Annotated in this window: 19 protein-coding genes; 15 read left to right on the top strand and 4 right to left on the bottom strand. The window is 69.2% G+C overall.

Annotated elements, in window-relative coordinates; genetic code table 11:
* Positions 1 to 48: 48 nt before the first annotated feature.
* The 7 genes from gcvP (at position 49) to BKA02_RS00445 (ending at position 9446) form a co-directional block, all read left to right on the top strand.
* Positions 49 to 2913 carry an aminomethyl-transferring glycine dehydrogenase gene (gene gcvP / locus BKA02_RS00475; protein WP_218844600.1) on the top strand — a complete coding sequence of 955 codons (2865 nt, stop codon included), beginning with the start codon at positions 49 to 51 and terminating at the stop codon, positions 2911 to 2913.
* Between the two features lie 176 nt (positions 2914 to 3089).
* Positions 3090 to 4715 carry an ABC transporter substrate-binding protein gene (locus BKA02_RS00470; RefSeq protein ID WP_179430269.1) on the top strand — a complete coding sequence of 542 codons (1626 nt, stop codon included), beginning with the start codon at positions 3090 to 3092 and terminating at the stop codon, positions 4713 to 4715.
* 78 nt (positions 4716 to 4793) lie between these two features.
* Positions 4794 to 5726 carry an ABC transporter permease subunit gene (locus BKA02_RS00465; protein ID WP_179430267.1) on the top strand — a complete coding sequence of 311 codons (933 nt, stop codon included), beginning with the start codon at positions 4794 to 4796 and terminating at the stop codon, positions 5724 to 5726.
* Positions 5713 to 6657 (top strand): ABC transporter permease, encoded by a 945-nt coding sequence (locus BKA02_RS00460; protein ID WP_179430265.1) that lies wholly within the window; start codon positions 5713 to 5715, stop codon positions 6655 to 6657. Before BKA02_RS00465 ends, BKA02_RS00460 begins: the two co-directional genes overlap by 14 nt.
* A complete protein-coding gene (locus BKA02_RS00455; protein WP_179430263.1) occupies positions 6654 to 8306 on the top strand; it encodes an ABC transporter ATP-binding protein in 1653 nt (550 codons plus the stop codon). Before BKA02_RS00460 ends, BKA02_RS00455 begins: the two co-directional genes overlap by 4 nt.
* Positions 8303 to 8851: a PH domain-containing protein gene (locus BKA02_RS00450; RefSeq protein ID WP_179430261.1), complete on the top strand. Its 549-nt coding sequence runs from the start codon at positions 8303 to 8305 to the stop codon at positions 8849 to 8851. The genes BKA02_RS00455 and BKA02_RS00450 overlap by 4 nt, the downstream gene beginning before the upstream one ends.
* A 16-nt stretch (positions 8852 to 8867) precedes the next feature.
* Positions 8868 to 9446, top strand: a complete 579-nt coding sequence (locus BKA02_RS00445) for a PH domain-containing protein (protein WP_179430259.1) — start codon at positions 8868 to 8870, stop codon at positions 9444 to 9446.
* A 120-nt stretch (positions 9447 to 9566) separates the two neighbouring features.
* On the opposite strand, the gene BKA02_RS00440 is transcribed toward BKA02_RS00445, so the two are convergent.
* Positions 9567 to 10361 carry a CPBP family intramembrane glutamic endopeptidase gene (locus tag BKA02_RS00440; protein ID WP_179430257.1) on the bottom strand — a complete coding sequence of 265 codons (795 nt, stop codon included), beginning with the start codon at positions 10359 to 10361 and terminating at the stop codon, positions 9567 to 9569.
* Between the two features lie 138 nt (positions 10362 to 10499).
* Between BKA02_RS00440 and typA the strand changes: the two genes are divergently transcribed.
* Positions 10500 to 12410: a translational GTPase TypA gene (typA, locus tag BKA02_RS00435; RefSeq protein ID WP_179430255.1), complete on the top strand. Its 1911-nt coding sequence runs from the start codon at positions 10500 to 10502 to the stop codon at positions 12408 to 12410.
* Positions 12411 to 12440: 30 nt separating this feature from the next.
* On the opposite strand, the gene BKA02_RS00430 is transcribed toward typA, so the two are convergent.
* Positions 12441 to 12998, bottom strand: coding sequence for a helix-turn-helix domain-containing protein (locus BKA02_RS00430; protein ID WP_179430253.1), 558 nt, complete (start codon positions 12996 to 12998; stop codon positions 12441 to 12443).
* Positions 12999 to 13063: 65 nt separating this feature from the next.
* Between BKA02_RS00430 and BKA02_RS00425 the strand changes: the two genes are divergently transcribed.
* The 6 genes from BKA02_RS00425 (at position 13064) to BKA02_RS00400 (ending at position 17576) form a co-directional block, all read left to right on the top strand.
* Complete coding sequence (locus BKA02_RS00425; RefSeq protein WP_179430251.1) at positions 13064 to 13816, top strand: AzlC family ABC transporter permease; 753 nt, start codon at positions 13064 to 13066, stop codon at positions 13814 to 13816.
* On the top strand, positions 13813 to 14127 hold the full coding sequence (locus BKA02_RS00420) for an AzlD domain-containing protein (protein WP_179430249.1): 315 nt from the start codon (positions 13813 to 13815) through the stop codon (positions 14125 to 14127). Before BKA02_RS00425 ends, BKA02_RS00420 begins: the two co-directional genes overlap by 4 nt.
* A gap of 28 nt (positions 14128 to 14155) precedes the next feature.
* Positions 14156 to 14593: a histidinol dehydrogenase gene (locus tag BKA02_RS00415; protein WP_179430247.1), complete on the top strand. Its 438-nt coding sequence runs from the start codon at positions 14156 to 14158 to the stop codon at positions 14591 to 14593.
* A 9-nt stretch (positions 14594 to 14602) separates the two neighbouring features.
* On the top strand, positions 14603 to 14923 hold the full coding sequence (gene fdxA, locus BKA02_RS00410; RefSeq protein WP_179430245.1) for a ferredoxin: 321 nt from the start codon (positions 14603 to 14605) through the stop codon (positions 14921 to 14923).
* A gap of 3 nt (positions 14924 to 14926) precedes the next feature.
* Positions 14927 to 16036, top strand: a complete 1110-nt coding sequence (dapC, locus tag BKA02_RS00405) for a succinyldiaminopimelate transaminase (protein ID WP_179430243.1) — start codon at positions 14927 to 14929, stop codon at positions 16034 to 16036.
* Positions 16037 to 16280: 244 nt separating this feature from the next.
* Positions 16281 to 17576 carry a citrate synthase gene (locus BKA02_RS00400; protein ID WP_179430241.1) on the top strand — a complete coding sequence of 432 codons (1296 nt, stop codon included), beginning with the start codon at positions 16281 to 16283 and terminating at the stop codon, positions 17574 to 17576.
* A 6-nt stretch (positions 17577 to 17582) separates the two neighbouring features.
* Here the strand turns inward: BKA02_RS00400 and BKA02_RS00395 are convergent, their stop codons facing one another.
* Both BKA02_RS00395 and dapD read right to left on the bottom strand, forming a co-directional pair.
* Positions 17583 to 18929 carry a DEAD/DEAH box helicase gene (locus BKA02_RS00395; protein ID WP_246285943.1) on the bottom strand — a complete coding sequence of 449 codons (1347 nt, stop codon included), beginning with the start codon at positions 18927 to 18929 and terminating at the stop codon, positions 17583 to 17585.
* Between the two features lie 209 nt (positions 18930 to 19138).
* The gene (gene dapD / locus BKA02_RS00390; protein ID WP_179430237.1) at positions 19139 to 20080 is read right to left on the bottom strand and encodes a 2,3,4,5-tetrahydropyridine-2,6-dicarboxylate N-succinyltransferase; all 942 of its coding nucleotides are present in this window, start codon (positions 20078 to 20080) and stop codon (positions 19139 to 19141) included.
* Positions 20081 to 20153: 73 nt separating this feature from the next.
* Between dapD and dapE the strand changes: the two genes are divergently transcribed.
* Positions 20154 to 21248, top strand: coding sequence for a succinyl-diaminopimelate desuccinylase (gene dapE / locus BKA02_RS00385; protein ID WP_179430235.1), 1095 nt, complete (start codon positions 20154 to 20156; stop codon positions 21246 to 21248).
* Position 21249: the final 1 nt, after the last annotated feature.

The raw sequence follows: 21249 nt of genomic DNA, 5'->3' as shown, positions 1-21249 counted from the left end.
GCGTTCGCCCACCGCCACATCGGGACGACCGCGGAGGCGCAGCGCACGATGCTCTCCGCCATCGGCATCACCCCCGATGCCGAGGACGATCCTATTGACGCGCTCATGCGCGAGGCCGTTCCCGCCACGATCCGTCCCACCGTCCCCCTCGCCTCCTCGCTGCCGATCGCGGCGACGGAGACCGAGGCGCTCGCCGAGCTGCGTACGCTCGCCGCGCGCAACAGCGTGCGCCGTCCCATGATCGGACTCGGCTACTACGGCACGATCACGCCCAGCGTGATCCAGCGCGGCGTGCTGGAGAACCCGTCCTGGTACACGGCGTACACGCCGTACCAGCCGGAGATCTCGCAGGGTCGGCTGGAGGCGCTGATCAACTTCCAGACGATGGTGTCCGACCTCACCGGGCTCAGCACCGCCAACGCCTCGATGCTCGACGAGTCGACTGCCGTCGCCGAGGGGATGCTGCTGGCCCGCCGGGCCTCCAAGGCCAAGAGCGACGTGTTCGTGGTCGACGCGGATGCACTGCCGCAGACGAAGGCCCTGCTCGCCACGCGCGCGGCGGCGGTGGGGATCGACCTCGTCGAGCGCGATATCGCCGGCGGCGAGGAGTTGCCCGAGGAGCTGTTCGGCGTGTTCGTGCAGTACCCGGGTGCATCCGGGCTCGTCTGGGATCCGTCCGCGGTTATCGACGCCGCGCATCTCGCCGGTGGCCTGGCCGTCGTGGCGGCCGACCTGCTGGCGCTCACCCTCATCGCCTCGCCCGGGTCCCTGGGCGCGGATGTGGCCGTGGGCACCACCCAGCGCTTCGGCGTGCCGATGGCCTTCGGCGGCCCGCACGCCGGGTACATGGCGGTGCGTCAGGGCCTGGAGCGCCAGCTGCCGGGACGCCTGGTGGGCGTCTCCGTGGATGCCGACGGCCGACCCGCGTACCGGCTCTCGCTGCAGACGCGCGAGCAGCACATCCGCCGTGAGAAGGCCACCTCGAACATCTGCACCGCGCAGGTGCTACTGGCAGTGATGGCATCGATGTATGCCGTGTACCACGGGCCCGACGGGCTGCGACGGATCGCCGAGGATGTGGCGCGCAAGGCCGACGCGCTGGTGGTGCGCTTGCGGGAGTTCGGCATGGCGCAGGGGCTCGCGCACGATTCTTTCTTCGACACGATCAAGGTCGTGACGCCGGGAGACGGCGCCGCTGCGGTCCGCCGTGCGCACGACCGCGGAATCCTGCTTCATCTGCTGGACGGCGGCACCGCGGTCGGGATCTCCGTCGACGAGACGACGACCGCGGAGGAGCTCGGCGCGGTGGCATGGGCGCTGGCCGCCGATGACGCACGGCCCGAGTCCGATGAGGCGGTGCACGATCGTCCCGTCGACCTCGCCGGCGGCACACCGCTGTCCGGTGTGCCCGACGCGCTTCTCCGCACGGACGACTACCTCACGCACCCGGTCTTCCACCGGCACCGCTCGGAGACCGCGATGATGCGCTACCTGAAGACGCTCGCAGACCGCGACTACGCGCTGGATCGCGGCATGATCCCGTTGGGCTCGTGCACGATGAAGCTCAACGCCGCCACCGAGATGGCCGCGATCACCTGGCCGGAGTTCGCCCAGCTGCACCCCTTCGCCCCGGCGGAGGACGTGCAGGGCTCATTGGCCATGATCGACCAGCTCGAGGGATGGCTGGCCGACGTCACCGGCTACGACGCCGTCTCGCTCCAGCCCAATGCCGGCTCGCAGGGCGAGCTGGCAGGGCTTCTGGCCATCCGCGGCTACCACCTCGCGCGCGGAGACGAACAACGCACGGTGTGCCTCATCCCGTCGTCCGCGCACGGCACCAACGCCGCCTCCGCGGTGCTGGCGGGCATGAAGGTGGTCGTGGTCGCCACGGATGAGCGCGGCAACGTCGACCTCGACGACCTGCGCGCGAAGATCGCCGCCCACGCGGAGGAGATCGCCGCGCTCATGATCACCTACCCGTCCACTCACGGGGTGTACGAGCACGACGTGCTCGAGATCACCGCCGCCGTGCACGAGGCGGGCGGGCAGGTCTACATCGATGGCGCCAACCTCAACGCGCTGCTCGGCCACGCCCGCTTCGGCGACCTCGGTGGCGATGTGTCGCACCTCAACCTGCACAAGACCTTCGCGATCCCGCACGGCGGGGGAGGCCCCGGCATCGGCCCCGTCGCTGCGAAGGCGCACCTCGCTCCGTTCCTGCCGGGGCATCCTCAGGCGCAGCGGGCCGAGCACGCCGGCGGATTCGTCTTCGAAGGCGGGCCGGTCTCAGCCGCTCCGTACGGTTCGGCGGGCGTGCTGCCCATCTCCTGGGCGTACGTGCGGATGATGGGCGCCGATGGGCTGCGCGAGGCGACAGGAGCTGCCGTGCTCGCCGCCAACTACGTCGCCGCCCGGCTCGAGAAGCACTATCCGGTGCTGTACACGGGCGAGACGGGGCGGGTGGCGCACGAATGCATCCTCGACCTGCGTCCGCTCAAGGAGGCCACAGGCATCACGGTCGACGATGTCGCCAAGCGCCTCATCGACTACGGGTTCCACGCGCCGACCATGTCGTTCCCCGTCGCGGGCACGCTCATGGTCGAGCCCACCGAGTCGGAAGACCTCGGCGAGCTCGACCGGTTCGTGGAGGCGATGATCCGCATCCGGGAAGAAGCCGATGCGGTCGCATCGGGACGCTGGCCCGCCGCCGACAACCCGCTCGTGAACGCCCCGCACACCGCCGCCTCGCTCATCGCGGGGGAGTGGACGCACGCGTACACGCGCGAGGATGCGGCGTATCCGGTCGCCTCGCTGGTGACCGACAAGTACTGGCCGCCGGTGCGCCGGATCGACCAGGCGTACGGCGACCGCAACCTCGTGTGCGCATGCCCTCCGATCGAGGCGTTCGCGTGAGTTCGGCGGATGCTCGCGGGGAGAGCGCGCGGAAAAGGAAGCCGTCCTGCGTAAAGTGTGTGTAACGGTTGGCCTGATCGTTTCGCCAAGCGGGCGCGGGCGGGTTACCCTCTGATATCCCTACGCGTTCGATGGAGAGCGCGCAGATTGCTGTCTACGTCCACAGGAGGACACAAGTGAAGCGCAACAGAATCGCCCTTTCGGGCTTGGCGCTCCTCGCGGCGGGAACCCTCTCGCTCGCAGGTTGCGCCAGCGGTACCGACTCCGGTTCCGGTGACACCGGTGGAGGCGACGCCGAGGCCATCATCTCGGTCAACGGCTCCGAGCCGCAGAACCCGCTGATCCCGACCAACACCAACGAGACCGGTGGCGGCAAGATCCTCGACGCGATGTTCTCGGGCCTCATCGGCTACGCCGCAGACGGCTCGGTCTACAACGACGTCGCCGAGGACATCACGGTCGACGACCCGCAGCACCTCACGGTCAAGATCCGCGAGGGCCTGAAGTTCACCGACGGTGAAGAGGTCACCGCCGACAACTTCATCAAGGCGTGGAACTACGGTGCACTCGCTTCGAACGAGCAGCTCTCCAGCTACTTCTTCGAGGACATCGAGGGCTTCAGCTACGACGCGGACTCCGAGCTCACCGGCCTCGAGCAGGTCGACGACTACACGTTCACGATCGCGCTGAACAAGCCGGCGTCCGACTTCGCGCAGCGCCTGGGCTACTCGGCCTACTTCCCGCTGCCCGACGTCGCCTTCGACGACATGGACGCCTTCGGCGAGAACCCGATCGGCAACGGCCCGTACATGCTCAGCGGCGACGGCGCCTGGCAGCACGATGTCGGCATCGACCTCGTCACGAACCCCGACTACGACGGTCCTCGCACGCCGGCCAACGGCGGTGTCGACATCAAGTTCTACGCGTCGCAGGATGCCGCTTACGCGGACCTGCTCGCCGGCGAGCTCGACGTGCTCGATGCCATCCCCGACTCGGCCTTCGAGACCTTCGAGTCCGACCTGGGCGACCGCGCGGTGAACCAGCCGGCCGCGATCTTCCAGTCGTTCACCATCCCCGAGCGCCTGCCGCACTTCAGCGGCGAGGAGGGCAACCTCCGCCGTCAGGCGCTGTCGATGGCGATCAACCGCGAGGAGATCACCGACGTGATCTTCCAGGGCACCCGCACCCCGGCCAGCGACTTCACCTCCCCGGTGATCGACGGCTGGTCCGACTCGCTCGAGGGCGCCGACGTCCTGGCCTACAACCCAGACAAGGCCAAGGAGCTGTGGGCTCAGGCCGACGCCATCAGCCCCTGGGACGGTTCGTTCCAGATCGCTTACAACGCCGACGGCGGCCACCAGGCCTGGGTCGACGCGACGGTGAACTCGATCAAGAACACCCTCGGCATCGACGCCTCGGGCGCTCCGTACCCGACCTTCGCCGAGCTGCGCGGACAGGTCACGGACCGTACGATCCAGACCGCGTTCCGCACGGGTTGGCAGGCCGACTACCCCGGTCTGTACAACTTCCTCGGACCGCTGTACGCCACCAACGCGGGCTCGAACGATGGCGACTACTCGAGCGCCGACTTCGACAAGTACCTCTCCGAGGGCATCTCGGCGACCGACGCGGATGAGGCCAACAGCCTCTTCCAGAAGGCTCAGGAAGTCCTGCTGAAGGACCTCCCGGCCACGCCGCTGTGGTACTCGAACGTCGTCGGCGGATACGCTGACACGGTCGACAACGTCGAGTTCGGTTGGAACTCGGTGCCGCTCTACGAGCAGATCACCAAGGTCGGCTGAGCCGACGGACGACGAGGCGATGGTGCACACCATCGCCTCGTCGTCCTGTGTGTTGTTCTTCTCGAAGGGAGGTCGAGGGTGACCACCTACATCCTCAAACGGATTCTGCAGGCGATTCCGGTGTTCCTTGGCGCCACCCTGCTGATCTACTTCATGGTCTTCGCGATGCCGGGCGATCAGATCGCCGCGCTGTTCGGAGACCGTCAGCCGAACCCGGCTCTGCTCGAGCGCCTGCGGGCGCAGTACCACCTCGATGAACCGTTCATCGTCCAGTACTTCTACTACATCACCGGCATCTTCCGCCTGGACTTCGGCATCAGCTTCTCCGGACAGCCGGTCATCGAGATCCTCGCCAGGACCTTCCCCGTCACGCTGCGTCTCGCGGTCATGGCGGTGGCGATCTCGTTCGTCCTCGCAATCGTGATCGGCCTGTTCTCGGCCCTGCGCAAGGGCGGGATCTTCGACAACTCGATGCTCGTCGTCGCACTGATCTTCCTCGCGCTGCCGATCTTCGTGCTGTCGTTCCTCGCGCAATACTTCCTCGCGGTCCAACTCGGCTGGTTCCGACCGACCGTGGGTGCGCGCAACGACTGGGGCGATCTCTGGTTGCCCGCCCTCGTGCTCGGCTTCAGCGTGTACGCGACGACCATGCGTCTGACGCGGTCCTCGACCATCGAGACGCTGAACCAGGACTGGGTGCGCACCGCCTACAGCAAGGGCCTTCCGCGGCGTCGGGTCATCCCCGTGCACGTGCTGCGCAACTCGCTCATCCCGATGGTCACCGATCTCGGCACCGTCTTCGGGATCCTGATGGTGGGCGCCACCGTCACGGAGGGCATCTTCAACGTGCCCGGCGTGGGAAACACCCTGTATCAGGCGATCATCCGGGGCGAGAACCCGACGGTCGTCTCGTTCGTCACGGTGTTCGTCGTCGTGTACGTCCTGATCAATATCGTCGTGGATCTCATCTACGGCCTGCTCGACCCGAGGATCCGTTATGTCTCGTCCTGACGCGCCGATGGAGCATTACGTCGCCCCCGTCGACACGACATCCGTGCCCGTCGACGTCGTCCGCGTCGACGCCAAGCGCAGCAACCTCTGGCTGGACGCCTGGCGCGACCTGCGCAGCCGGCCGCTGTTCTGGATATCGGCGGCATTCGTACTGCTCATCATCCTCGTCTCCCTCTGGCCCGGGTTGTTCACCAATGTGGCTCCGAACAACGGATGCTCGCTGGCCAACAGCAACGGCGGTCCCGCGGCCGGGCACCCGCTCGGGTTCACCCGCCAGGGGTGCGACGTGTACTCCCGTGTGATCTGGGGAACGCGGACGTCGGTCGTCGTCGGTCTGCTGGCCACGGTGATCAGCACCGTGATCGGCATCATCATGGGCGCCTTCGCGGGCTTCTACGGCGGCTGGCTCGACTCGCTGCTGTCGCGCATCGGCGACATCTTCTTCACGATCCCCTACATCATCGCGGCGATCGTGGTGATGTCGGTGATGCCGGTGCGCAATGAGATCGTCCTCGCACTCGCCATCGGCGGGTTCGCGTGGGCCTCCACGGCGAGGATCATGCGCGCCGAGGTGCTGCGCGTGAAGCAGGCCGACTTCGTGATGGGCTCCGAAGCCGTGGGGCTCTCACGTCTCCGCACCCTGCTCTCGCACGTGCTGCCGAATGCGATGGCGCCCGTCATCGTCGTGGCGACACTGAGCCTCGGCTCCGCGATCGTGGCGGAGTCGGTGCTGTCGTTCCTCGGCGTCGGCCTCGGCGGCAGCACCATGTCGTGGGGCAACGACATCAGCCAGGCGCAGACGAGCATCCGCACGGCGCCCATGGCGCTGTTCTGGCCGTCGCTCGCGCTCACCGTCACGGTGCTGGCATTCATCACTCTCGGCGAGCTGCTGCGCGATGCCGTCGACCCGAAGGCGAGGGCCCAGCGATGAGCAACACCCTGCTGAGCGTGCGCGACCTCACGGTCGCCTTCCGCAGCGGCAAGACGACGCGCGAAGTGCTGCACGGCGTGAGCTTCGACATCCTCGAGGGCGAGACGCTCGCCATCGTCGGCGAGTCCGGATCCGGGAAGTCGACGACGGCCGCGGCCATCATCGATCTGCTGCCGGGCACCGGTCAGGTCACCGGTGGCAGCATCTCGCTCGACGGCCGTGAGCTGACCGAGGCCAGCCGCCGCGAGATGGAGCGGATCCGCGGCCGCGAGATCGGCTACGTGCCGCAGGACCCGATGTCGAACCTCAACCCGGTATGGTCGATCGGCTTCCAGGTCAAGGAGGCCGTTCGGGCGAACGGACTGGCGCAGGGTCGCAAGCAGGTGCATGACCGGGCGGTGGAGGTGCTCGTCCAGGCGGGACTGCACGACGCCGCGCGCCGCATGCACCAATTCCCTCACCAGTTCTCCGGCGGCATGCGCCAGCGCGCGCTGATCGGTATCGGCCTGGCCGCCGATCCGCGCCTGCTCATCGCCGACGAGCCCACGAGCGCGCTGGACGTCACCGTCCAGCGGGTCATCCTCGATCACCTCGCCTCGCTCACCAGCGAGCGCGGCACGTCGGTGCTGCTCATCACGCACGACCTGGGGCTGGCCGCCGAGCGCGCCGACCGCATCCTCGTGATGAACCAGGGCGAGATCGTCGAGGCGGGCCCGAGCGCCGAGATCCTGCGCGACCCGCAGCATCCGTACACGCAGCGCCTCGTGGCCGCCGCCCCGAGCCTCGCCTCCAAGCGCATCGGCCTCACCGAGCACGCAGAGCAGGTTCCGGTCGAGGAGGCCGCCGCTCCGGTCGTCGAGGTTCGTGATCTCGTGAAGGACTTCTCCATCCGTACGGGGGGATTCCGGCGCGAGCCGTTCCGCGCCGTCGACACGGTGTCGTTCGCGATCCCGCGCGGCAAGACGCTCGCGCTCGTCGGCGAGTCCGGTTCGGGCAAGTCGACCGTGGCGAAGATGGTGCTGCAGCTCGAGAAGCCGACCGACGGCGAGATCCTCATCGATGGGCAGCCGACGAGCACGATGTCGCGGGCCGAGGTGTTCCGCTTGCGACGGCGCATGCAGCCGGTGTTCCAGGATCCGTACGGATCCCTGGACCCGTTGCGCAGCATCGGCAACCTCATCTCCGAGCCGCTGCAGGTGCACGGCATCGGGAGCCGAGAGGAGCAGCACCAGCGCTCCCTCGAACTGCTCGATCAGGTCGCGCTGCCGCGCGAGCTGGCCTGGCGTTACCCGAACGAGCTCTCCGGCGGCCAGCGCCAGCGCGTCGCCATCGCCCGCGCCCTCGCGCTCAAGCCCGACATCGTCGTGCTCGATGAGGCCGTCTCCGCGCTCGACGTGCTCGTGCAGGACCAGATCCTGCGTCTGCTCTCCGAGTTGCAGGAGGAGCTCGGGCTGACGTACCTGTTCATCACGCACGACCTCGCGGTCGTTCGTGTCGCGGCGGACTACGTGTGCGTGATGGAGAAGGGTCGCATCGTCGAGCAGGGCACGGTGGATTCCATCTTCGACAACCCGCAGGAGGAGTACACCCGGCGGCTGCTGGATGCGATCCCCGGTGCCGATCTGCCGCTGGGCGGCGTCGCCGGATGACGGCGGCGCGGCCCCCGCGCGTCTTCCGGGTCACCGGCAGTGCGATGCTGCTCGGCATCACCGTCGTCGGTGTCGTCCTCGTGCTCGTCGACGCCGTCGTGCGCTCGGGGGCAGGCAATGCGTTGCTGATCGCGCCGTGGCCGCTGCTGTTGCTGTGGGGCGTGTACGTCACGGGCATCGCCTCGGACATCCGCGCCGATGCGGCGGGGGCGCGCGTGCAGAACCTGCTGCGGCGCACCTGGATGCCGTGGTCGCGCGTGGCACGCATCGGCATCCGGTGGCAGGTCGAGTTCACGCTCGATGACGGCGCTGTCGTGCGCTGTTTCGGCGGGCCCGCGCATTCACGCCCGCGCCGGCTCGGTCCAGGACGCACGAAAGAGCAGGATGAGGAGCCCGACAACGGCCTGGCGACACTGCATCGCCTGCGCAATGCCGCCGCGTCGGCGCCGGATGCGCCGGTCGAACGGTCGTGGGATGTCTGGGCGATCGTCGTGCTCGTGATCCTCGTCGCGTGGGCGGCCGTGGCCGTTCTCCTCACCCGGTGAACGTGAGGAGCGAACGATGACCGGACCGACCAGCGCCTCCTACACGTATCGGTCGACCTCCGGAATCGTGCTGCTGGCGGTGTGCGCGGCCGTGTCGGTCTACCTGCTCGGCGACGCGGTGGTGCACGGCGGCTGGCTGCGGATGCTCCTGTACGCGCCGTGGGTGCTGCTGGTGCTGTGGGTCGTCTACGAGTTCGCCGTCGTGTCGTCCGTGCGGATCGACGCCGACGGTGCGGTGGTGCGAAATATGCTGCGGATCACACGGTTCGGCTGGTGCCGGGTCTCGGACATCGATCTGAAGTGGCAGCTCGAGTTCGCCTTCGACGACGGTCGTCGGCTGTCGTGCTGGGGCGGTCCGGGCCGCGCCCGCCCGCCACGGCAGACCGCCCGCAGCGACGGCGCGATTCGCGTGCCGACGAGCCTGCAGTCGCTCTCGACGATCCGCAGTGCCTGGGAGCGTGCCGTCGATGCGCCGCCCGGCGCCGCGGGCGCGGGCCCCGACGCCCCGATCCGTCGGACGTGGGACGCCCCTGCGCTCATCGCCCTCGCGGTGATCGCCGCGGGCGCCCTCGCCGCCGTCCTCGCGACCCGCTGATCCTCCCCTCCCCGCAAAACGACAACTGCGTCCCGAGCCCTCGGATCGATGCCGCTGTTCCGGAAGGTAGTTGCCCTCTCGCAGACAGGGGTGGCGGCTCGCGGACAGGGGCGGGCGGCGTCAGGCGGGGAGGCCGAAGAGAGCCGGCCACATCGTGGCGGCCCAGGGGTAGCCGACGAACACGGCGGCATCGATGAGGAAGTGCGCGACGAGGAACGGCAGCAGCCGGCCGGTGCGCAGGAAGAGGAATCCGAAGAGCAGCCCCATCGCCAGGTTGCCGATGAACGCTCCCGGACCCTGGTAGAGGTGATAGCTGGCGCGCAGGATGCTCGTCGCGAGGACGATCGCCCAGGGCCCCCAGCCCAGCTGGCGGAGCCGTGCGAACAGGTAACCGAGCACGACCACCTCCTCCTGCAGCGAGGCCCGTGCCGCCGCGAGGAGCAGCACGGGCACCGACCACCAGTACGCGGACTGCGCGCCGGGGTCGACGGCGACGAACAGGCCCGTCATCCGTCCGAGGAGGTACAGGCCCAGTCCCGGGATGCCGATGGCCAGCACGAGGCCGATTCCTCGCACCGCGTCGCGACCGATCCGGTGCCCGTCCAGGCCCAGAGGAGCCAGGTGCGGGCGAGAGGACTGCCAGAGCAGGAAGCAGACGAGGAGCACCGGCACGAGTGAGAACGCGATGCCGAACACCTGGTAGAGCAGGTCGAACAGTTCGCGGTCGCTGCGGGCGGGGTTGAGCGTCGCGGTCTGCTGCCCGAGCGGTGTTTCGCTCGTGAGACGGTACGCCAACTGCGCGATCGCGTACACGGCGGACTGTCCGAGTCCGAGGGCGAGCACGATCGCGATCTCCCACCACAGCCGCCCGCGCGAGGGCGCATCGAGAGGTGCGGGCGGGAGAGTGATCCTCATCCGACCGATCGTACGCGGGCCGTCTCGGGATGCCGCCACGGCGCGGACGGGCGGATTTCAGGAATGGGTCCGTGGCCTGCGCTATCCTGGAACGTCGGATTCCCGGCGCACCCCACTTCTCTGCATAGGACTCCCTGCATGGCGCACGCCCTCCGTTCCGATCTCCGCAACGTCGCGATCGTCGCGCACGTCGATCACGGCAAGACCACGCTGGTGGATGCGATGCTGCGCCAGACCGGCTCGTTCGGCGAGCACGCGCACGTGGACGAGCGCGCGATGGACTCGAACGACCTCGAGCGCGAGAAGGGCATCACGATCCTCGCCAAGAACACGGCGATCACCTACAACGGTGCGCACACCGACGTGCCGGTGACGATCAACGTCATCGACACCCCCGGTCACGCCGACTTCGGCGGCGAGGTCGAGCGCGGCCTGTCGATGGTCGATGGCGTCGTGCTGCTCGTCGACGCCTCCGAGGGGCCGCTGCCGCAGACCCGCTTCGTGCTGCGCAAGGCGCTGGAGGCGAAGCTCCCCGTCATCCTGCTCGTCAACAAGACCGACCGGCCGGATGCGCGCATCGCCGAGGTGGAGGAGGAGGCGCACGATCTGCTGCTCGGCCTCGCGTCCGACCTCGTCGACGACGTTCCCGACCTGGATGTCGACGCCCTGCTCGACGTGCCGGTCGTCTACGCCTCGGGCCGCGCGGGCGCCGCGTCGCGCACCCGCCCCGCCAACGGCTCCCTGCCCGACAGCGAAGACCTCGAGCCGCTGTTCGAGGCCATCCTCGAGCACATCCCGGCCCCGTCCTACGACGACGAGGCGCCGTTGCAGGCGTGGGTCACCAACCTCGACTCCAGCCCGTTCCTGGGCCGCCTGGCACTGCTACGCGTCTTCAACGGCACGCTGAAGAAGGGCCAGACCGTCGCCTGGGTGCGCCACGACGGCACGCACGCGAACGCCCGGATCACCGAGCTGCTGAAGACCCGCGCCCTGGAGCGCTACCCCGCCGAGAGCGCTGCGCCGGGCGACATCGTCGCCATCGCCGGCATCGAGGAGATCACCATCGGCGAGACGATCGCCGACCCGGAGGACGTGCGCCCGCTGCCGGCCATCACGGTCGACGACCCCGCGATCTCGATGACGATCGGCACCAACACCTCGCCGCTGGTCGGCAAGGTCAAGGGGCACAAGCTCACCGCGCGCATGGTGAAGGATCGCCTCGACCGCGAGCTCATCGGAAACGTCTCGCTCAAGGTCGTCGAGATCGGCCGTCCGGATGCCTGGGAGGTGCAGGGCCGCGGCGAGCTGGCGCTGGCCATCCTCGTGGAGAACATGCGGCGCGAGGGCTTCGAGCTCACGGTGGGCAAGCCCCAGGTGGTCACCAAGCAGATCGACGGCAAGGTGCACGAGCCGTTCGAGCACCTGACGATCGACGCTCCCGAGGAGTACCTCGGCGCGATCACCCAGCTGCTGGCCACCCGCAAGGGCCGCATGGACAACATGATCAACCACGGCACCGGCTGGGTGCGCATGGAGTTCGTCGTCCCCTCGCGCGGCCTCATCGGCTTCCGCACAGAGTTCCTCACCACCACGCGCGGCACGGGCATCGCCAACGCGATCTCGCACGGATACGAGCCGTGGGCCGGGCACATCGTGACCCGTCAGAACGGCTCGATCGTGGCCGACCGCTCCGGTGTCGTCACGCCCTTCGCGATCATCGCACTGCAGGAGCGCATGACGTTCTTCGTGCAGCCGACCGAAGAGGTCTACGAGGGCATGGTGATCGGCGAGAACTCGCGCAGCGACGACATGGACGTGAACATCACCAAGGAGAAGAAGCTCACGAACATGCGCTCCTCCACGGCCGATACGTTCGAGTCGATGACCCCGCCGCGCACCCTGTCGCTGGAGGAGAGCCTCGAGTTCGCCCGCGACGACGAATGCGTCGAGGTCACCCCCGAGAAGGTGCGCATCCGCAAGGTGACGCTGGATCAGACGATCCGCGCCCGCGAGACCGCGCGTCTGAAGCGTCAGGACGCCAACGCCTGATCCGGCGCGACCGCACGCCTCCGACGGGGCTCAGCGCTGTTCGGAGACGAGCACGGCGACGGTTCCCGGCTCGAGCGCCTCGAACACGTGCGGCGCGTCGCCGCGATAGCTGAGGTAGTCGCCGGGGGAGAGACGTTCGGGGGCGTCCGGCGTTCCGACGAGAGCGGATCCCGCCACGAGCACGACATGCTCGGTGGTGCCGCCGCGGTGCGGGAGCGAGCGCCGCGGCTCTCCGGGCTCCGCCTGGATCAGGTACAGATCGCGCCGGGCCGACGGGGGGCTCGCCGAGAGCAGCGTCGCCGAGTACGGCGCATCCGACGAGGGCACCTGCGGCACGCCTGCGAGGTCGGTGATGCGGACCAGCCGCGATTCCTCGACGGGCTGGTCGACGAGATCGGCGAAGGGGATGCTCAGAGCGTCGCCCAGCGCCCACAGCGTCTCGACACTGGGATTGGCCGCGCCGCCCTCCAACTGCGACACGGTGGCTTTGGACACGCCCGCCCGGCGGGCGAGCTCCGAGACGGAGAGCCCTGCGGCCTCGCGCTCGCGGCGCAGGGCGTGGGCGATGCGGGTGCGCAGATCTGCCATGCGTTCAGTATTCCAAACGATCGTTCATCTTGACTGCTCTTCGCGAGTTGTTCAGAATGATGATCATGCGTTCATCCGATCGAACGGTCCTCCGCGGCGCCGCGGCGCGGCCGGCCGGGAACGAGGTCCGGCGCGAGGGGCTGGGGGTTGCGATCGCGACGAGCGCCTACGGCGTCTCCTTCGGTGCGCTCGCCGTGGCTGCGGGACTGGACGTCTGGCAGGCGTGCGTGCTCAGCCTGCTCATGTTCACGGGCGGATCGCAGTTCGCCTTCGTCGGCGTCGTGGCGGCGGGGGGAGTGGCGGCACTGCCCGCCGCGATCGCCTCCGCCGTGCTGCTGGGCGTGCGCAACGTCGCCTACGGCATGCGGATGTCGCCGATCATCGGTCGAGGGTTCTGGCGACGTCTCGCCGCCGTGCACGTCACGATCGACGAATCCACGGCCGTCGCCATCTCGCAGGACGACCCGCGGCTGCGCCGGCTCGGGTTCTGGGTCACCGGCGTCGGGATCTTCCTCGGCTGGAACGCCACCACCCTGATCGGCGCGCTGCTGGGCGATGTCCTGGGCGACCCCAGGGCCTGGGGGCTTGACGCCGCGGCGGCGGCGGCCTTCCTCGCGCTGCTGTGGCCGCGGCTGAAGAAGCGCCAGGCCATCGTCGTCGGGATCGCCGCCGCCGTCGTGGCCACCGCGCTGACCCCGGTGCTCATCCCCGGTCTGCCCGTCCTCGTCGCCGCCGTCGTGGCGATCCTCGTCGGCTGGTTCGACTGGTTCTCGTCCGGCGCTCCGGGCCGTCGACGGATCGAGGGGGAACGCGCATGACGCTCTGGGCCGGGATCCTCGTCGCCGCCGCGCTGTGCCTCGCGCTCAAAGGCATGGGCTACCTCGTGCCCGCCTCGGTGCTGGAGGCGCCGCGCCCCGCGCGCATCACCGATCTGCTGGCGGTCGGACTGCTGGCCGCGCTCGTGGGTGTGCAGACGTTCGGCGACGGGCAGGCGATCGTCATCGACGCGCGTCTGCCCGCGATCCTCGTGGCCGCAGGGCTCTTGTGGCTCAGGCAGTCATTCCTCGTCGTGGTGGTCGCGGCGGCGGCGACGGCGGCGCTGCTGCGCCTGGCGGGGCTGGCGGCCTGAGCACAGCCGACGCGGGTAATCTCGACGGGTGCGTGAGAACTGGATCGCCCGGGTGCTGTCGTGGGTCGGAGTGCTGATCGTCGGCGGTGTCTTCGGTGTGGCGGCGACGATCGGCCACAGCGTGATGATCGGCTGGTTCCCCGCCGGGATGGTCGTCGGCGCGATCGGCTGCGCCGCGTTTCTCATCGCGGTGCGCTCCCTGACGCGCGACCGCTGGGCGACGCTGGCGGCCGGGCTCGGCATGCTGGGGACCGTCGTGATCGTCTCGGGGCGCGGCCCCGGGGGATCGGTGCTCGTGCAGAACGATCTGCTCGGACAGATCTGGGGCTATCTCGTGGCGGGGATCGCGCTGGTCGTCATCGCCTGGCCCGACCTCTCCCGGCTGCCGCGCACCGTGATCGCCGGATCCGACGCCGCCGCCGATGAGACCGTGAGCGTGCGCGACGAGACGGCCCCGCGGTCGTAGACTGGAGCGGTGACGTATGTGATTGCTCTGCCGTGCGTCGATGTGAAGGATCGTGCCTGCGTCGACGAGTGTCCCGTGGACTGCATCTACGAGGGTGAGCGGTCGTTGTACATCCATCCGGATGAGTGCGTGGACTGCGGGGCGTGCGAGCCGGTGTGCCCGGTCGAGGCGATCTATTACGAAGACGACCTGCCCGAGGAGTGGCAGGACTACTACAAGGCGAACGTGGAGTTCTTCGACGAGATCGGCTCCCCCGGAGGCGCCGCCAAGGTCGGCGTCATCGCCCACGACCACCCCATCATCGCCGCCCTCCCACCCCAAGGGGAGTAGGGCGTGGGGGTCAGAGATCTCGCCGACTACCCATGGGATGCCGTCGTCCCGTTCCGTGAGCGTGCGGCGCAGCATCCGCAGGGTCTCGTCGATCTCTCGATCGGCTCTCCGGTGGACCCGACGCCTGAAGTCATCAGGCGCGCGCTGGCCGAGGCGACCGATGCGCATGCGTACCCGCAGAACATCGGCACTCCGGCGCTGCGCGAAGCGATCGTCGCCTGGTACGCCCGCCGCAGGGGAGTGCCCGACCTCACGATCGACAACGTGCTTCCGACCGTCGGGTCGAAAGAACTCGTCGCGCTGCTTCCGACGCTGCTCGGCCTCGGGGACGGCGACATCGTCGTCTTCCCGCGGGTCGCCTATCCGACGTACGAGGTCGGAGCGCGCGTCGTGGGGGCCGTGGCGGTCGCCGCGGACGACCCGGCGGACTGGCCCGAGGGCACCAAGCTCGTCTGGATCAACAGCCCGGGCAACCCCGACGGTCGCACCTGGACCGTCGACGAACTCGCCGCGGCGGTGCGTCGCGCCCGAGAGCTGGGTGCGGTTCTCGCCAGCGACGAGTGCTACGCCGAGCTCGGCTGGGACGGGCTCTGGGCGACGGAGCCCGTGCCTTCCGTGCTCGATCCTCGTGTGACAGGGGGAAGCCGGAGCAACCTGCTGAGCGTGTACTCGTTGAGCAAGCAGTCGAACCTCGCCGGCTACCGTGCCGCGTTCGTCGCCGGCTGCTCGCGGATCATCGCCGACCTGCTGGCCGCCCGCAAGCATCTCGGACTCATGATGCCTGCGCCGGTGCAGCAGGCCATGGTCGTCGCCCTGGGCGACGACGAGCACGTCGCGGCGCAGAAGGAGCTGTATCGCGCCCGCCGCGATCTGCTGCGCCCGGCGCTCGAGGCCGCCGGGTTCCGCATCGACGGCTCTGAAGCGGGGCTGTATCTGTGGGCCACCGAGGGCGGAGACGCCTGGGAGTCGATGGACCGACTCGCCGGTCTGGGCATCCTCGCCGGTCCAGGACCCTTCTACGGCCCGGATGCCGCGCAGCACGTGCGTCTCGCGCTGACGGCGCCCCTGGAGCGCATCGCCGAGGGGGCGCGCCGTCTGCACGCCGCGCCGTAGGCGCATCGAGCTCGTCACCGGGGTGGTGCGGATCGAGACTGCGCACGCCGTAACTGTAGCTTTCCGCAGGGCACTACGGTGAACCCTTGGCGGATGTCACAGTTGGCTGATCTGACGACTAGGCTGTAAAGGCGATTCGGTCGTGACCCGGCCAGGCGCTCGAGCCGTGCATCGCCCTCGATCAATTCGACGAACCGGACGAATGCGACCGACCACGGTCGCGTACACGTACAAGGAGGTCCACGTGAGTGCAGCGGGAGACCAGCAGACGAAGGCCACTCTCACGATCGGCGAGACCGCTGCGGAGTTCCCGGTCGTTCGCGGCACAGCGGGCGCCAACAGCATCGACTTCTCGACGCTGACGAAGCAGACCGGCTTCACAGGACTCGACTACGGATTCGTCAACACCGCATCGACGAAGTCGAACATCACCTTCATCGACGGCGATGAGGGGATCCTGCGCTATCGCGGTTATCCGATCGAGCAGGTGGCGAAGAACTGCACATACCTCGAGGCCGCCTGGCTGCTCATCTACGGCGAGCTGCCCTCAGCCTCCGAACTGGCCGACTTCGACGACCGCATCCGCCGGCACACCCTGCTGCACGAAGACCTCAAGCGCTTCTTCTCGGCCCTGCCGCACAACGCGCATCCCATGTCGGTGCTCTCCTCGGCCGTCGCCGCGTTGTCGACCTATTACGAGCACGAGTCCGACCCGCACAATCCGGAGCACGTCGAGCTCAACACCGTGCGGATGCTCGCCAAGCTCCCGGTCATCGCCGCCTACGCGCACAAGAAGAGCGTCGGGCAGGCGTTCCTGTACCCCGACAACTCGCTGAGCTTCGTCGACAACTTCCTCAAACTCAACTTCGGCGTGCTCTCCGAGCCCTACGAGATCAACCCCGTCATGTCGAAGGCGCTCGAGCTGCTGCTGATCCTGCACGAGGATCACGAGCAGAACGCCTCGACCTCCACCGTGCGACTGGTCGGCTCGACCGGCGCCAACCAGTTCGCCTCCATCTCCGCCGGCATCCAGGCGCTCTCGGGACCCCTGCACGGTGGGGCGAACGAGGCCGTGCTCACGATGCTCGCCCAGATCCGCGAGTCGGGTCAGAGCGTGCAGCGCTTCGTCGAGCGAGTCAAGAACAAGGAGGAGGGCGTCAAGCTCATGGGCTTCGGCCACCGGGTCTACAAGAACTACGACCCGCGTGCCAAGCTCGTCAAAGAGGCCGCCGACGAGGTGCTCGCCGAGCTGGGCGTCACCGATCCGCTGCTGGATCTCGCCAAGGAGCTCGAGGAGATCGCGCTCGCCGACGAGTACTTCCAGGAACGTCGCCTCTACCCGAATGTCGACTTCTACACCGGGGTCATCTACAAGGCGATGGGCTTCCCCACGCGCATGTTCACCGTGCTGTTCGCGATCGGGCGCCTGCCCGGCTGGCTCGCCCAGTGGCGCGAGCTGCAACTGGATCCGCAGACGAAGATCGGCCGTCCGCAGCAGCTGTACACGGGCTCCCCGGAACGGTCGTTCCCGACCCGCTGAACGGGCTCAGCGGCCGCCGGTGCGGGCAGGGCGGCCCTGCTGCTGCCCCTGGCCGCCCTGCGGACGACGGCGGCGCCGCCGCCGGGAGGCATCGCCCGAGCGGGGAGCACCTGCGGCGGGCCCGGCCTTCTTCGGCTGCTGACGAACCTGTTGCTGCGGCGGGGCAGGCTTCACATGCGGCGCGCGCTCGCCGACGAGCACCTCGACGGCATCCGCGGTCGCCGGCTCCAGCGGAGCGCTGATCTTCGCCTTGCGCAGCAGATCCTTCACATCGCGACGCTGCTCGGGTAGCACGACGGTCACGACGGTTCCGGCAGCGCCGGCGCGCGCGGTGCGACCGGAGCGGTGCAGATACGCCTTGTGCTCGACGGGCGGGTCGACGTGCACGACGAGGTCGACGTCGTCGACGTGCACGCCGCGGGCGGCGACGTCGGTGGCGACGAGCACGCGCACGCCGCCGTCGGCGGGGTCGGACGAGAACGCGCCGAGGTTGCGCTCACGGGCATTCTGCGACAGGTTGCCGTGCAGGTCGACGGCGGGGATGCCCGACGAGGTCAGCTGCTTGGCGAGCTTCTTCGCCTGGTGCTTGGTGCGCGTGAACAGGATGCGCCGACCGGTGCCGGAGGCGAGATCGTGCACGAGGGTCTTCTTGCGGTCTGCGTCGTCGGCGAGGAGCACCCGGTGCGTCATCTCGCCGACCGGAACGCTCGCCTCGTCGACCTCGTGGCTGACGGGCTTCGACAGGAATCGCTTGGCGAGCGTGTCGATGCCGCGATCCAGCGTGGCGCTGAACAGGAGGCGCTGCCCGCCGGGAGGCGTGGCCGCGAGGATGCGGGTGACGCCGGGGAGGAAGCCGAGGTCGGCCATGTGGTCGGCCTCGTCGAGCACGGCCACCTCGACGGCGTCGAGGAAGACGAGCTTTTGCTTCATGAGGTCTTCCAGCCGGCCGGGGCAGGCGACGACGATGTCGACGCCGCCGCGCAGTGCCTGCTCCTGCGGACGCTGGCTCACACCGCCGAACACGGTGGTGACGCGCAGGCCCGCCGCCTCGGCGAGCGGGCGCACGGTCGCGGCGATCTGGGTCGCGAGCTCACGGGTGGGTGCGAGCACGAGGCCGCGCGGATGCTGGGGCCGGGTCCTGCGGGCCGAGTCGGCCAGGCGCGCCACCAGGGGGAGCGCGAACGCGATGGTCTTGCCGCTGCCGGTGCGACCGCGGCCGAGCAGGTCGCGTCCGGCGAGCGAGTCGGGCAGGGTGTCGCGCTGGATGGCGAAGGCCTCGGTCTTGCCGTCTGCGGCGAGGACGTCGGCCAGGCGTGCGGGCACGCCGAGTTCGAGGAAGGAAGGCATGGTCATACTCCAGGTGGCGCGGAGCGCCTGAGATCGTTGGGTGGGCGAACGCACGGATGTGCGCAGATTTCGCCGTTCGAAACGCCAACAGGGGATGCGGTCAGGGAAGACCCGTGACGACGACGCAGCTGCCGTGAGGCAACCCCCCGAGCCTAGCAGTGCTCGCGTCGACGAACCTGCATGCTCGCAGGGCGAGCGTCGGGCAGGGGCGGATATCAGGCGTGCAGCGCCTCGTTGAGCGCGACACCGGCCCCTGTGCGACGGCGGGCCTCGACGGCTCCCGTGACGGAGTTGCGCAGGAACAGCAGCCCGTTCTCGCCCGACAGCTCTGCGGCCTTGACCGTGCGGCGTCCGCCGTCGGCGGTCTTCGGCCCGTCGACGAGGACGACCTTCGATCCCGCGGTCACATACAGTCCCGCCTCGACGATGCAGTCGTCGCCGAGGGCGATCCCCAGACCGGCGTTCGCGCCGAGCAGAGTGCGCTCGCCGATGGAGACCCGCACGGTGCCGCCACCCGACAGCGTGCCCATGATCGAGGCCCCGCCGCCGATGTCGCTGTTCGCGCCGACGACGACGCCCTGCGAGATGCGGCCCTCGACCATGACGGGGCCGAGGGTTCCGGCGTTGAAGTTCACGAAGCCCTCGTGCATGACGGTCGTGCCGGGGGCCAGGTGTGCGCCCAGGCGCACGCGCGACGCATCCGCGATGCGCACGCCCTCGGGCTGGAGGTAGTCGGTGAGGCGCGGGAACTTGTCGAGCCCCTGCACCTGGATGCTGTCGCGGCGCATCCGCGCCTGCAGGCGGTTCGCATCGGCCGGGTGCATCGGCCCGGCGTTGGTCCAGGCGACGATCGGCAGGTGGGAGAAGATGCCGTCGAGGTTCACCTCGTTCGGCCGCACGAGCAGGTGCGATAGGGCGTGCAGGCGCAGGTACGCGTCGGCGGTCGAGGCGGCAGGAGCGTCCAGGTCGATCCGGAGCGTCACAAGCTCCACGCGCACGTTGCGGCGCTCGTCGGGCCCGGTCTGCGTCTCCAGCTCGGCGGTGTCGCTCTCGGGCAGCGCGCCGAGCCCCACCTGCGGATACCAGGCGTCCAGGACGGTGCCGTCTCCGGCGATCGTGGTCAGGCCGATACCCCATGCGGTGCGCGCGTCGCTCATGCCCTCCACGCTACCGAAGCGCGGAGGGGCACTCGGACCGTTCCACAGGTGCCGAGGTCATAGGCTGGTTCGCATGCCGCTCGATCCCACCCTCTCCGCCGTCGAGCTCACCAGGGCGATCTGCGATGTTCCCAGCGTCTCGGGTGAGGAGGCCGTGCTGGCCGACCTCATCGAGAACGCCGTCGCGGGGCACCAGCACCTCCGCGTGACCCGCCACGGGAACACGATCGTGGCTCGCACGGAGCTCGGCAGAGACCGGCGCGCCGTGATCGCAGGGCACATCGACACCGTCCCCATCAACGGCAACGTGCCCACACGCGACGTCCTCGTCGACGGCGTCGAACACCTGTGGGGGCGCGGCACCGTCGACATGAAGGCCGGCGTCGCCGTGCAGCTCAAGCTCGCCGTCGAGCTCGCCGATCCCGCGCTGGACGTCACCTGGATCTGGTACGACAACGAGGAGGTCGCGGCCTCGCGCAACGGGCTCGGGCTGCTCGCCGCGGAGCATCCCGAGCTGTTGACCGGAGACTTCGCCATCCTCGGTGAGCCCAGTGACGGCGAGGTCGAGGGCGGCTGCAACGGCACCCTGCGCGTGGTCGTGCGCACGAGCGGCGTGCGCGCGCACAGCGCCAGGGCCTGGATCGGCGAGAACGCCATCCACGGTGCCGCACCGATCCTCGCCCGGCTGGCCGAGTACCGTCCGCGCGATGTGGAGGTCGACGGGCTCGTCTACCGCGAAGGGCTCAACGCCGTGCGCATCACCGGCGGCATCGCGGGAAACGTCATCCCCGACGCCTGCGAGGTGGAGGTCAACTACCGCTTCGCCCCGAGCAAGAGCGTCGAGCAGGCCGTGGAGCACGTGCGCAGCGTGTTCTCGGGCTTTCCCGTCGAGGTGACGGATGCCTCGGCCGGCGCCCGACCCGGGTTGGATGCGCCGCTCGCACAGGGCTTCGTCGCCGCCGTGGGCGCGACGCCCCGACCCAAGTACGGCTGGACGGATGTCGCTCGATTCTCGGCGCTGGGCATCCCGGCGGTCAACTACGGTCCCGGCGACCCGCACCTGGCCCACCACGACGAGGAGCGCGTGCCGCTGGCGCAGATCATCGCCGTCGAGGAGGGGCTCCGCGCCTGGCTGACCGGCGGCACGGGCGGCGCAGCGGGAGCCTGAG

Origin of the sequence: Microbacterium pseudoresistens, assembly GCF_013409745.1 — a bacterium.
In the GTDB taxonomy this organism is placed as follows: domain Bacteria; phylum Actinomycetota; class Actinomycetes; order Actinomycetales; family Microbacteriaceae; genus Microbacterium; species Microbacterium pseudoresistens.
This window is presented reverse-complemented; position numbering and strand designations above follow the sequence as displayed.

Bases quoted from the DNA above. Each gene is read 5' to 3' on its own strand.
- dapD (WP_179430237.1), bottom strand. From the start codon at position 20,080: ATGAGCGACGCGCGCACCGCATGGGGTATCGGCCTGACCACGATCGCC.
- BKA02_RS00450 (WP_179430261.1), top strand. From the start codon at position 8,303: ATGACGGCGGCGCGGCCCCCGCGCGTCTTCCGGGTCACCGGCAGTGCG.
- typA (WP_179430255.1), top strand. From the start codon at position 10,500: ATGGCGCACGCCCTCCGTTCCGATCTCCGCAACGTCGCGATCGTCGCG.
- BKA02_RS00455 (WP_179430263.1), top strand. From the start codon at position 6,654: ATGAGCAACACCCTGCTGAGCGTGCGCGACCTCACGGTCGCCTTCCGC.
- BKA02_RS00460 (WP_179430265.1), top strand. From the start codon at position 5,713: ATGTCTCGTCCTGACGCGCCGATGGAGCATTACGTCGCCCCCGTCGAC.
- BKA02_RS00440 (WP_179430257.1), bottom strand. From the start codon at position 10,361: ATGAGGATCACTCTCCCGCCCGCACCTCTCGATGCGCCCTCGCGCGGG.
- BKA02_RS00430 (WP_179430253.1), bottom strand. From the start codon at position 12,998: ATGGCAGATCTGCGCACCCGCATCGCCCACGCCCTGCGCCGCGAGCGC.
- dapE (WP_179430235.1), top strand. From the start codon at position 20,154: ATGCCGCTCGATCCCACCCTCTCCGCCGTCGAGCTCACCAGGGCGATC.
- BKA02_RS00420 (WP_179430249.1), top strand. From the start codon at position 13,813: ATGACGCTCTGGGCCGGGATCCTCGTCGCCGCCGCGCTGTGCCTCGCG.
- BKA02_RS00445 (WP_179430259.1), top strand. From the start codon at position 8,868: ATGACCGGACCGACCAGCGCCTCCTACACGTATCGGTCGACCTCCGGA.
- BKA02_RS00425 (WP_179430251.1), top strand. From the start codon at position 13,064: ATGCGTTCATCCGATCGAACGGTCCTCCGCGGCGCCGCGGCGCGGCCG.
- BKA02_RS00395 (WP_246285943.1), bottom strand. From the start codon at position 18,929: ATGACCATGCCTTCCTTCCTCGAACTCGGCGTGCCCGCACGCCTGGCC.
- gcvP (WP_218844600.1), top strand. From the start codon at position 49: ATGCTCTCCGCCATCGGCATCACCCCCGATGCCGAGGACGATCCTATT.